The sequence below is a fragment of the Gaetbulibacter sp. S0825 genome (assembly GCF_011777505.1).
Classification (GTDB): domain Bacteria; phylum Bacteroidota; class Bacteroidia; order Flavobacteriales; family Flavobacteriaceae; genus Pontimicrobium.
The window spans coordinates 801,414-813,114 of record NZ_JAATJT010000001.1; the positions used below are offsets into that span (position 1 = coordinate 801,414).

An 11,701-nucleotide genomic window follows, 5' to 3' on the forward strand; every position below is an offset into this window, starting at 1 on the left:
TTTAACTATTTACTTTCCATTGATGTGTACTATCTTCAAAAATTTCTTTACCGTAAACAGGCACTTTAGCTTTAATTTCTTCAACTACATATTCCAAAGCTTTAAAAACTTCTTTTCTTCTTGGGGATGATACAAAAACAAATAAGCAAATTTCTCCACTCTTAACCGTTCCTAAACTATGATAAATATGCATACAGGTTAAATTAAATTTAGAGAATGTGGTTTCTCGTATCTCATGAAATTTTGGATTTGCCATATCTTCGTAAGCAGTATATTCAATAGCAGAAACCGTTTTACCATCTATGGCATCAGCTCTTACTTGACCCAAAAAAATATTATGAGCACCAATAGATGTTTTACTTTGATGTTTTGCAATTGATTCGGCTATAAATTCAGAAGAAATAGCACCTTCTTTAAATACATTTTTTGGTTTCCTTTCTTTTGTCATGCTTTTATTTTTAGTTGTTCAATAATTGCCGCAGCACCTTCTTCAAGACTAAAGCAATTAGTTATATTGTGTTTTTTAAGAATTTCAACAGCTGTTCTACTTCTAATTCCTGCCTGACAGAAAAAGATGATTATTTTAGTTGTTGAAATTTTATCAAGGTTATTATTTAGTTGGTTTAAAGGAATCTGAATACAATTATCTAATTTGATTTTTGGTTCTTCATGAAGCTCTCTAACGTCTATAAACTGAATGTTTTTAAACTCATGTAAATCCTTTAATAACACATTTTTTGAGCCACAATTAAAGTTGAATATTTGTGTTTTAAAATGCTCCTTTTCAGACAAAACTTTTTCAATTTCAGAATCTAATTTTTTAACTTTTAGAGTGTAAGTTTCGCTGGTTTTTGAGTTATAACAGAATAGTTTTCCAGACAATACACCATCAAACCCTAAAATTATTTTGAGTACTTCATTGGCTTGCATAGTGCCAATAATTCCTGGTAACACACCAAGAACTCCAACCTCAGAGCAATTGGCAACAGACCCTTTTTTAGGTATTATTGGGAAGAGGCATCTATAGCTTGGACCATTGTTATAATTAAAAACTGACACTTGGCCTTCAAACTTATAAATAGCACCATAAACTAGAGGCTTATTGTTTATTACTGCAGCATCATTAATTAGATAGCGTGTTTCAAAATTATCAGTCCCATCCACAATAATGTCGTAATTTTTAAATAACTCTAAAGCATTTTGAGGAGTTAAAGCTTCTTGATAAGTATTGATTTGTATAGTTGGGTTTAAATCCTCTAGACGTTCTTTAGCTGCTAAAGCTTTATTGATTCCTAAAGAGGATGTTCCAAACAATATTTGACGTTGTAAATTTGATACTTCAACAATATCAAAGTCTATAATGCCAAGAGTCCCAACTCCTGCCGCCGCTAAGTATTGTAATACTGGACAACCCAAACCTCCAGCACCAATAACTAATACTTTTGCATTTGATATTTTGTTTTGTCCTTCTGGACCAACATCTGATAAAATGATATGTCTGTTATATCTACTCATAGTTTAACCTCCAGAGAACGGTGGTAATAATGCTATTTCTGGGTTTGTTATTTTGCTGTTATTTGAAACAATTTCATGGTTTTGTGCTACTTTAAAATCTTTCTGTTTTAACGAAGGATATTTATCATAAAGTTCTTCTAAAAGTTCTGATATCAATGTTTTTGAAAACTCAATGGTTTCTTTGTCACAGTTAGTGATTTCTGCTATAAGACCAAAATATTTAATTTGTAATTGCATCAAATTCTTCTTTAGTATTAATATTTATTATAGCTGAGGCTAAATTGTCATCAAGTATTATTGTTTTTGTTTTAAGCTTGGACACAGCAAATCGTACTCTTCTTTCACCTTTGTCTAACAAATCTTTAATGAGTTGTTCACATGTTTTCTTATAAAGGGCAGTTAAAGGCATTGTTTTTTGATAGCTTTTTAACTGAATTACGTCATAATTATTTTCATAATTCTTAATTAATTGCCTTAACACTTCACTGGTAATTAATGGCACATCACAACTAACCACAAGGTTATAATCTGTTTTTGAGCACTGTAACCCTGAGTATATTCCAGCTAAAGGGCCTGCATCTTTAATAACATCTTCAATTCTTTTTATTTCAAATTCATCATGATTAGGATTGTCACTAACTATAACTATGTTCTTAACCAAGGGCTTCATTGCCTCAATAATGTGTTGAATAAAGGTTTTTTCTTTAAGCAATAATGTGGCTTTATCAGTTCCCATTCTGGAACTTTTCCCACCTGCTAAAATGATACCTGTGATGTCGTTTTTACTAATCATTTAAACGAAAATTAGTTTTACAGATGCAATTATCAATACAAAGGCTAAAAGATATCGCAACAACCCATTGTTAAATTTTCTACTTCCATGATAACTTCCTAAAAAGCCACCAACCAAGGCAATTCCAGCTAAAATAAATGAGTCGTAAGCTATATGGACACCACTACTTATTTGACCTACTAGAGCAGAAGCGGAATTTACTAAAATAAATAACGCCGACACTGCGGCAGCTTCTTTCATTTTTCCCCAATGCAATAACAGAATTATAGGAGTTAAAATAATACCACCTCCAATACCAATTAACCCAGAGAAGAAACCAATGATGCCACCTACAATAAGCCCTTGCCAAATTTTTATTTTATTAACTGTATTGATTTCTTTACCAAAAACATTAAGCATCTTTAGAATGGCAAAAATTAAAAGCACGCCTAAAATATTTTTATAAATAGAAGCATCTACTTCTATGGCGCCACCAATAAATGCCATAGGAATGGATGCAACTGCAAAAGACAGAAATAATCTTTTATTGAAAAAACCAGCTTTGTAGTAATGATAAGAAGCAATACCAGCAACAAAGACATTTAATAATAACGCGGTTGGTTTCATAGTTTCTGGGGCAAAAGAAAATAATGCCATGAGTGCCAAATAGCCACTTGCACCACCATGACCAACACTAGCATATAAAAACGCAACTATTGGTAATATGAGTAAAAACAACCATATGTGTTCTATATCAAAAATCATGATATAGTTGTTTTTTCATTTCTTGGTCTAAAAAGTCCCAACAGTTTTGATTTATAGTGTCAAAAGCATTAATTAAATTTCTTCCATAATCAGTTAATTCTGCACCACCACCACCTTTACCACCAATACTAGTGGTAACAACTTGCTTTTGTGCTCTCGAATTTAAAGCATCAATTAACGACCACGCTTTTTTATAAGACATTTTTATGGACTTAGCAGCTTTTGATAAAGAACCAGTTTCTTCAATAGCTTTAAGTAACGCGACGCGTCCCTCACCTAGCAAAATATTATCATCAGCTTCAATCCAAATACGGCTTTTTATTTTATACTTCATAGTAATTAGTTTATTGGAAGTAGAATGACATCAACAGTATCATCAATGTTAATTTCAAGAATATTTTCTGGGACATACACTAATGCATTGGCTAAAGCAAAAGTGTGAATCATAGAAGAGTTTTGTCCTTCGAGAATCGCTACTTTGCCATTATTATATATAGCTTTTAAAAATTGAGCCCTATCTCCTCTTTTATTAAAACTTGATGTGGACTTAGCAGTTGTTTTAAGTAATTCAAAATGTTCGTTCCCAGATAAACGTTGTAAAGCCGTATTTACATACACATAAAAACAACTTAAGGCAGAAGCAGGGTTTCCCGGAAGTGCAAACACAAATGCATTTCCTTTTTTTCCGAAAAACAAAGGTTTTCCTGGTTTCTGTTTCACTTTGTAAAAGAGTTGCTCAACACCAATGTCTAGTAATGCCTTCCCTACAAAATCATAATCTCCAACAGAAATTCCTCCAGACACTAAAACCATATCATTATTAGATATGACATTTTGCAATACATTGTAAGTGCTTTGATAATCATCTCCTACAGTCGTAATTTCCACATTCATATAACCTAAACTCCTTAAAGCAGATGACAACATAATAGCATTGCTTTCATAGATTTGACCATATTGAAGAGATTCTCCGGCTTTTGCCAACTCATTTCCTGTGACTACTAAAGCAATGGAAAGGGGTTTGTTAATCATGACCTCAGTAATACCAAGCGATGTTAAAAAACCAATTCCAGCTGGTGTTAATTTAATGCCTTTTTGTAAGGCGATGTCTCCCTCTTTTGTTTGCTCTCCTAAAGGTCTAATGTTGGCGTTTAAGGCAATTGGTTTATTGGCTCTAAGAATTTGTTTCTCTACTGTAACATGCTCTTGAATAATAATAGCATTGGCAGTATCAGGTACTGGAGCACCAGTAAAAATTCTAACAGCTTCACCAGAGTGTAAGGTAGGTTGATGTCCATCGCCAGCCTTTACTTCACCAATAATTTTATAGGTGTTTGATTCATGCATTTTAACTGCATAGCCATCCATAGCAGATTGCCTGAAAGGAGGCATATTGATGGAAGAAAAAACATCTTCTGCTAACGTGAATCCAAGGCAATTATTTATATGCTTTTTCTCACTTGTATTTAAGGGATTGGTATTTTCTTTAACTATTGAAATTGCTTGTTGTATTGATATCATCTTATCGCTATATCTCATCAAATATAACGACAAAAAAAATGACAAGCAAATTATAGTTTTATACCTATACCAATACTAATGTTTGTAGAAAACTGAGAGTCTCCAGAGGGCGTTATGTTGTCATGATAGTAGTCGAAAAGAGTATATAAACTTAAAACCCTACTTAAAGGAACATCAATTTTTAGTTGTTCTAAAACTCTAAAATCTGAAAAATCTTTATATAAAGGTTGGAAGTAAACAGTATTTGTGATGTTTACATTGCTCTCGGCAATAGTAGCCGAAATTGACAAATAGGTGCTATTTCTGTGGTTATATTCTTTTGTGTTGAAAGTGTCACTTTTTTCTTCTTCATACATATAAGCATTACCTAAATACAATCTTACATTTTCTTTAGACACCAATTTAAAACGTAATCCAGCTCCAACTAAGTTTCTTGAGTTAATCGCTAGCAATTGATTATGTTGGCTTTGTACAAAAGTTTCAAACCTAAATAGATTAGATAGTTTTTGATTGTATCGTAAATGTAAAAACCAAGTGTTTTGGAAGTCTTGAGCTTCCGACCGAATTAAATTATAATTTCCTAGCAAGAAATATATTTTCTTAAGGTCTTTGGATTTTACTTGAGTTGAAAGACTGCTTCCGATCCTGTAAATGTAATCTCCGTCATAATTATCATAACTAAATGAAAAATCACTCCTTAAAACAAATCTTATCGAATCTGTTTGCATTCGTTTGGACTCAATATTTACCAGTTGTGCATGAGAAAATGATGTAAATGCTAAAGCAAATACGATTAAAAATTGTTGTTTCATATTGGTTGGTTTATTAATTAAATATAGTTAAATATTAATTTATTAATTTTGACTAACTCAAATCAGTATGTTATGCTTGATAATTTTTGGTTTAATGTTCAATATGGCATTAATCACGTATTGGATATCAATGGTTACGACCATGTACTTTTTTTAATGGTACTTACTGTTCCTTATGTTTTTAAAGATTGGAAACGCGTTCTAATTTTAGTATCTACTTTTACTTTAGGGCACACACTATCACTTGTGTTGGCAGCTTATGATATTGTAAGCATTAATGGTGTTTTAGTGGAGTTTTTGATTCCAGTTACCATATTAATAGTTGCGCTTTACAATATATTTACAGCAGGTAAAAAAGGGAAAGAACAAAAAATAGGAGTCTTGTTTTTATCGACATTGTTTTTTGGAATCGTTCATGGACTTGGATTCGCAAGAGAGTTTAAGATGTTTATGGGAAAATCTGAAGACAAATTAATGCCACTCATAGAGTTTGCATTAGGTATTGAAATAGCACAAGTAATTATAGTTTTTGTTGTACTCTTTTTAGGATTCTTTACTCAAACCATTTTTAGATTTTCAAGGCGCGACTGGATGATGGTACTATCTGCAATTGTAGTAGGTTTAGTAATACCTATACTAATTGAAAGTGATATCTTTTCTTAATTTATGATATTGTTATAAAAGTTTTGTAAAACTTTAACGTTAGTTAGAGTAAGCAGCTATTATATATGTAAAGGAATTCGTTACATTTGATGTTCTATTCTATTTAAAAGAAGATTAAAATAAATTCATGTCAGAGAAAAAACAACTAAAATATGATAAAGCCTACTTACGTATGGCTCAAGAATGGGGGGAACTCTCCTATTGTGAGCGGAAAAAGGTTGGCGCAATTATTGTAAAAGATAGAATGATAATCTCTGACGGTTATAACGGAACGCCAACAGGGTTTGAAAACTTTTGTGAAGATGACAGCGGCTATACAAAATGGTATGTATTACATGCTGAAGCTAACGCCATTTCTAAGGTAGCATCATCTACGCAATCTTGTAAGGGTGGAACATTGTATATCACATTGTCGCCATGTAAAGAATGTAGTAAACTAATACATCAAGCTGGAATTGTTAGGGTAGTTTATAGTAAAGCGTATAAAGATGATTCAGGAATTAGTTTTTTAAAAAAAGCAGGAATTGATGTAAAACATGTTAGCGAATTAAATTAATGAATATCCAAAAAAAATATTTGCCAATAATTATTAGTGCAGCCATTGCATTAGGGATATTTATAGGTGGAAAATTGAGTTTTACCGATAAATCCGACAGACTGTTTACTTCTAATTCTAAAAAAGATAAAATCAACAGGCTCATAGATTATATAGACTACGAGTATGTTGATCAAATAGATACTGATAGTATTGTGGATGTGACCGTAAATCGCATATTAGACAATCTCGATCCGCACTCAACTTATATACCAAAAAAAGATCTCCAAAAAGTAACCGATAATATGAAAGGAGATTTTATAGGTATCGGTGTTAGTTTATATACATATAAAGATTCAGCAACAGTTATTAGAGCTTTAGAAGATGGGCCAAGTAAAAAGGTAGGAATTAAAGGCGGCGATAGAATTGTAGTTGTTGACGGAGATTCAATTTTTGGGCCAAACTGGAGTAACGACGATATTCTAGCCAAGTTAAAGGGAGAAAAAAACACAAAGATAAAACTTAAAGTTTATAGACGAGGCGAGCCAAAATTACTTGATTTTAAAGTAAAATTTAGTGAAGTGCCGCTTAAAAGTGTAGATGCGTCTTATATGTTATCCGATAATTTGGGATATATAAAAGTGAATCGTTTTGCCGAATCGACTTATAAAGAATTTAAAGAAGGGCTTGATAATTTACAAATTCAAGGCGCTACAAAATTAGTTTTAGATCTTAGAGATAATCCTGGAGGCTTTTTGCATATTGCTAAGCAAATCGCTGATGAGTTTTTAGAAGATGATAAACTTATCGTGTTTACAAAAAACAAAAAAGGGAAGATTGAAAATTATTTTGCGACAAAAAAAGGTGATTTTGAAAGTGGAGAAATCTATGTATTAATTAATGAAAACTCAGCCTCGGCAAGTGAGATTATAGCAGGAGCTTTACAAGATAATGATAAAGGGACTATCCTTGGGAGACGCTCTTTTGGTAAAGGCTTAGTTCAACGAGATATGGCTTTAGGTGATGGTAGTGCGGTAAGACTAACAGTATCAAGATATTACACTCCAACTGGACGCTCAATACAACGTAGTTATGAAAATGGAAATGAAGATTATTACCACGAATATTACAAGCGAATAGATAATGGAGAATTATCAGAAGCTAAAAACATAGAGGTAGCCGATTCCTTAAAATTTACAACACCAAATGGGAAAGTGGTTTATGGAGGCGGAGGCATAATTCCTGATGTATTTGTGCCAATTGATAAGAAAATGGAAAATGGTACTATCAATAGAATTATTGGTAGTGGTATGATGAGTTATTTTGTGTTTGAGGATCTAGATAAAGATAGAACGCCTTATCAAAACATGTCTCAAGAAGATTTTGTAAACAATTATATTGTCACAGATAACGATTTGGAACGTTTTACAGAGTATATAAATAGAAGAACACGCTATAAAATTACCTTTGTCGCCTATCGTGAAGAGGTTAAACTATATATAAAAGCTACTCTTGCCGAACAATTGTACGGTACTGAAGCTCACATGCAAGTTTTAAATACGAATGACGCTATGTTGAAAAAAGTTTTTGAGTTAGTAAGTAATAATTAGCCGGTTATTTTATCATGAACCTTAGTATGCTTTCCGTTATTCCACAAGGTAAGAATATCTGTAGCTACATGAGCACCACTGCCAGAAGCTATTGCAAATTGACTTCGCCAACCAGCTAAAGTACCAGTCACATATAGATTTTTAGTAACTAAATGATTTGTGTTTTTTAGCCAAATTTTGTTTTTTTCTTTTTCAGTTCTTGGATGAGGTTCAATGTAATCTTCTAATCCGTTAATGGTAATCAAGTTGGTGTAGCCAACCGCCACGACAACTATTTTAGCTTTGTAATGATTTTTGTTAGTCAAAATTTCAAAATAATTTGAGCTCTTAAAAATCTCGCAAACCTTTTCATTTTCGATTTGTGTAATATGAGGATATAAATCTTTAAGCTGTTTTTTTCCACTCTCTAAGATAAAGGCTCCAGTAGTCCCTGGAGAAATGCCTAAAACATTATTAAACAATGCTGTTTGAAGGTGAGATGTTTTTTGATGGGTAACAATAGCAATTTTTTTATTCAGTACATAAGGTCTATTATTAGCTGACCCCAAAACCAAACCGCACGACATTCCTGCTGCTCCAGCACCAATAATTAAAACATCCAGCATTAGCGTCTCCTTTTTACTTTGGTTTCAATTTTTTTGGAAACCCTTATAATAGCAAGCAATAAAATGGTGCATAAACCTGCCATAACAGTTATTAAAGCGACAGTACTTTTATCTCCAAAAGGATCATTGTAATCTATTTGGGTTAGGTTAAAAATGATTAAACCTAAAGCGATAATACTTAATATATACGTAAAAATTTTCATAATTAAAATAAGACTTTAATATTTGCTGCAAATAATTTAACAGCTATAGCAAGCAGTATAACACCAAATACTTTTCTAATGATATTAATCCCATTTTTACCAATAATGTGCTCAATTTTGACCGATGTTTTTAAAACGGCATAAATCAATATCACATTAATAATAACAGCTACTATTATGTTTTCTAATCTAAATTCAGCTCTTAAAGATAAAAGGGTTGTTAAGCTCCCAGGGCCAGCAATTAATGGAAATGCTAAAGGAAAAATAGAAGCTGTAACACCGCTATCGTTATTGTCTTTATAAAGTGTTACACCTAAAATCATTTCTAATGCTATAAAAAACAAAACAAAGGCACCAGCAACAGCAAAAGAGTTAACATCAATTCCAATTAGTGATAATAGGCTTTTACCTAAAAACAGGAATACTATCATTATAATTCCAGCTATTATCGAAGCCTTTTCACTTTGTATATGCCCAACTTTTTTTCTTAAATCAATGATTATCGGAATATTCCCTATAATATCAATAACAGCGAATAGCACCATGAATGCTGTAAATATTTCTTTAAAATTTAATTGCACAGTTCTATAATTAGAAAATTTGTGCAAAGTTCGTCAATTAAATTGTATTTGTAACAACAAAATATATCAATGTTTAAGGTTTACATTTTGTTGATAATTGCTGCATAAATACCATTATATTTGCAGCATGTTTCAACTAGGTAAGACAATAGTTTCTGAAGATATTATAGAAAAAGACTTCGTATGTAATTTAAATGCATGCAAAGGCGCTTGTTGTATTGATGGTGACGCTGGAGCACCCTTAGAAGCTCATGAATCTTCAATTTTAAAAGATATTTATCCAAAAGTAAAGCCTTTTTTAAGAAAAGAAGGGATTGAGGCCATTGAAGCACAAGGAACTTTTATTAAAACAGAAGAAGGTGAACTAGAAACCCCATTAATAGATGGTGCAGATTGCGCTTACGTTATTTTTGATGAACACAATACTGCTCTCTGTGGCATTGAAGAAGCCTATAATCAAGGAGAAGTTACATGGAAAAAACCAGTTTCTTGTCATTTATACCCAATTCGTGTGAAAGATTATAGTGAATTTTCAGCTGTAAATTATCATCATTGGCACATATGCGATGATGCTTGTCAACTCGGTAAAGAATTACAAGTACCAGTTTACAAATTCGTGAAAGAAGCGCTTATTAGAAAGTTTGGCGAAGATTGGTACGCAGAGCTAGAAAAAGTTGCTAATACCATGACGAAATAGCGTATTATTTTTTAGTTTAAATTGTTTAAAATTTATTCATTTTTTTTTTTAAATTAATTGACTAAAAATAGAATTTCGTGTGAATTTTCTAATTTTTCATTTTCTAAAAATCCCATATTTTATAAGGGTTTCAAAATATTCAAAATTATTAAGTAATTGACAATCAAATAGTTAATATAAATTTTTTGTAAACTCTTTTGTGGGAAAAAAATCACTCGTTGTTAAAAACTTGTTAACATTGTTTATAAAATAACCTTTCGTATTTAAGTGCTTTTTTGAATATTTGTGAGTCCCTAGATTAAGCTAATTTTTATACCTATAATTTTTAAAATTTTCAAACAATTATGTCAAACCAAACAGAGCCCATTTTACAAGAAAACAAAGATCGATTTGTTATTTTTCCTATTCAACATCATGATATTTGGGAATGGTATAAAAAACAGGAAGCTAGTTTTTGGACAGCTGAAGAAATCGACCTTCATCAAGACATAATTGATTGGGATAGTAAACTAAGTGACGACGAACGCTATTTTATAAAGCATATTTTAGCATTTTTTGCAGCGAGTGATGGAATTGTAAATGAAAATTTGGCCGAAAACTTCGTGTCTGAAGTGCAATATACCGAAGCAAAATTCTTTTATGGCTTCCAAATAATGATGGAAAACATTCACTCTGAGGTGTATTCGTTATTAATTGACACTTATGTAAAAGATGAAGCCGAAAAAGACCAGCTTTTTAGAGCTATTGAAGTATTCCCAGCAATCAAAGAAAAGGCAGATTGGGCTTTAAAATGGATTGATTCGCCAAGCTTTGCTGAACGCCTAATTGCATTTGCTGCTGTTGAAGGCATCTTTTTCTCTGGAAGTTTTTGCTCTATTTTTTGGCTTAAAAAACGTGGTTTAATGCCTGGATTAACCTTCTCGAATGAATTAATATCTAGAGACGAAGGGCTTCATTGTGATTTTGCTGTGCATTTACACAATAACCACATGATAAATAAAGTGCCTAAAGAGCGTATCACAAAAATATTGACCAATGCTTTAGATATTGAGCGCTCGTTTATTACAGAGTCGTTACCAGTAAGTTTAATTGGGATGAACGCTAAATTAATGACACAATATTTAGAGTTTGTGACAGATAGATTGTTGGTTGAATTTGAATGTGAAAAAGTTTATAATTCAACAAATCCATTTGATTTCATGGACATGATTTCATTACAAGGAAAAACAAATTTCTTTGAAAAACGCGTGTCTGAATATCAAAAAGCAGGAGTTCTTAACAAAGAAGAAGAAAAAGACAAGTTTAGCTTTGACGCGGACTTTTAATTCATTTTTTTGAATTAAAATCATTCCCAAAAATACAGGGAAAACTAATAATATTTTTAACAAATTAACCAAGCGTTTCTTGAAAACGTAAGTAGAA

General features: G+C 31.9%; 16 protein-coding genes. 5 read left to right on the forward strand and 11 right to left on the reverse strand.

What is annotated here, in order from left to right:
- Position 1: 1 nt before the first annotated feature.
- From HB672_RS03740 to HB672_RS03775, 8 genes are read right to left on the reverse strand one after another with little or no spacing between them, the layout of a single operon-like run.
- A complete protein-coding gene (locus HB672_RS03740; protein ID WP_167607909.1) occupies positions 2-448 on the reverse strand; it encodes a molybdenum cofactor biosynthesis protein MoaE in 447 nt (148 codons plus the stop codon).
- Positions 445-1,515 (reverse strand): HesA/MoeB/ThiF family protein, encoded by a 1,071-nt coding sequence (locus HB672_RS03745; RefSeq protein WP_167607912.1) that lies wholly within the window; start codon positions 1,513-1,515, stop codon positions 445-447. The genes HB672_RS03740 and HB672_RS03745 overlap by 4 nt, the downstream gene beginning before the upstream one ends.
- 3 nt (positions 1,516-1,518) lie before the next feature.
- Entirely contained in the window at positions 1,519-1,752 is a 234-nt protein-coding gene (locus tag HB672_RS03750; protein ID WP_167607915.1) for a MoaD/ThiS family protein, read from the reverse strand.
- Complete coding sequence (locus tag HB672_RS03755) at positions 1,736-2,308, reverse strand: molybdenum cofactor guanylyltransferase (protein WP_167607918.1); 573 nt, start codon at positions 2,306-2,308, stop codon at positions 1,736-1,738. The genes HB672_RS03750 and HB672_RS03755 overlap by 17 nt, the downstream gene beginning before the upstream one ends.
- Positions 2,309-3,052, reverse strand: a complete 744-nt coding sequence (locus HB672_RS03760) for a sulfite exporter TauE/SafE family protein (protein WP_167607922.1) — start codon at positions 3,050-3,052, stop codon at positions 2,309-2,311.
- Positions 3,042-3,386, reverse strand: a complete 345-nt coding sequence (locus tag HB672_RS03765; RefSeq protein ID WP_167607926.1) for a LysR family transcriptional regulator — start codon at positions 3,384-3,386, stop codon at positions 3,042-3,044. The genes HB672_RS03760 and HB672_RS03765 overlap by 11 nt, the downstream gene beginning before the upstream one ends.
- 5 nt (positions 3,387-3,391) lie before the next feature.
- Entirely contained in the window at positions 3,392-4,573 is a 1,182-nt protein-coding gene (gene glp, locus HB672_RS03770; RefSeq protein WP_167607929.1) for a gephyrin-like molybdotransferase Glp, read from the reverse strand.
- 50 nt (positions 4,574-4,623) lie between these two features.
- The gene (locus HB672_RS03775) at positions 4,624-5,385 is read right to left on the reverse strand and encodes a DUF481 domain-containing protein (protein WP_167607932.1); all 762 of its coding nucleotides are present in this window, start codon (positions 5,383-5,385) and stop codon (positions 4,624-4,626) included.
- A gap of 72 nt (positions 5,386-5,457) precedes the next feature.
- Here HB672_RS03775 and HB672_RS03780 point away from each other — a divergent pair, with 72 nt between their 5' ends.
- The 3 genes from HB672_RS03780 to HB672_RS03790 all read left to right on the forward strand — a co-directional run bounded on the left by HB672_RS03780 (position 5,458) and on the right by HB672_RS03790 (position 8,193).
- The gene (locus HB672_RS03780; protein ID WP_167607936.1) at positions 5,458-6,048 is read left to right on the forward strand and encodes a HupE/UreJ family protein; all 591 of its coding nucleotides are present in this window, start codon (positions 5,458-5,460) and stop codon (positions 6,046-6,048) included.
- Between the two features lie 127 nt (positions 6,049-6,175).
- The gene (locus HB672_RS03785; protein WP_167607939.1) at positions 6,176-6,604 is read left to right on the forward strand and encodes a dCMP deaminase family protein; all 429 of its coding nucleotides are present in this window, start codon (positions 6,176-6,178) and stop codon (positions 6,602-6,604) included.
- A complete protein-coding gene (locus HB672_RS03790; protein WP_167607942.1) occupies positions 6,604-8,193 on the forward strand; it encodes a S41 family peptidase in 1,590 nt (529 codons plus the stop codon). Before HB672_RS03785 ends, HB672_RS03790 begins: the two co-directional genes overlap by 1 nt.
- Here HB672_RS03790 and HB672_RS03795 read toward each other — a convergent pair.
- From HB672_RS03795 to HB672_RS03805, 3 genes are read right to left on the reverse strand one after another with little or no spacing between them, the layout of a single operon-like run.
- Positions 8,190-8,798 carry an FAD-dependent oxidoreductase gene (locus HB672_RS03795; protein ID WP_167607945.1) on the reverse strand — a complete coding sequence of 203 codons (609 nt, stop codon included), beginning with the start codon at positions 8,796-8,798 and terminating at the stop codon, positions 8,190-8,192. The genes HB672_RS03790 and HB672_RS03795 overlap by 4 nt on opposite strands.
- Positions 8,798-9,001 carry a hypothetical protein gene (locus tag HB672_RS03800; RefSeq protein ID WP_167607950.1) on the reverse strand — a complete coding sequence of 68 codons (204 nt, stop codon included), beginning with the start codon at positions 8,999-9,001 and terminating at the stop codon, positions 8,798-8,800. The genes HB672_RS03795 and HB672_RS03800 overlap by 1 nt, the downstream gene beginning before the upstream one ends.
- Before the next feature lie 2 nt (positions 9,002-9,003).
- Complete coding sequence (locus HB672_RS03805) at positions 9,004-9,582, reverse strand: MarC family protein (RefSeq protein WP_167610258.1); 579 nt, start codon at positions 9,580-9,582, stop codon at positions 9,004-9,006.
- Between the two features lie 127 nt (positions 9,583-9,709).
- Between HB672_RS03805 and HB672_RS03810 the strand changes: the two genes are divergently transcribed.
- Both HB672_RS03810 and HB672_RS03815 read left to right on the forward strand, forming a co-directional pair.
- Positions 9,710-10,279, forward strand: coding sequence for a DUF3109 family protein (locus HB672_RS03810; RefSeq protein WP_167607953.1), 570 nt, complete (start codon positions 9,710-9,712; stop codon positions 10,277-10,279).
- Positions 10,280-10,623: 344 nt separating this feature from the next.
- Positions 10,624-11,604 carry a ribonucleotide-diphosphate reductase subunit beta gene (locus tag HB672_RS03815; RefSeq protein ID WP_167607957.1) on the forward strand — a complete coding sequence of 327 codons (981 nt, stop codon included), beginning with the start codon at positions 10,624-10,626 and terminating at the stop codon, positions 11,602-11,604.
- Positions 11,605-11,701 lie beyond the last annotated feature (97 nt).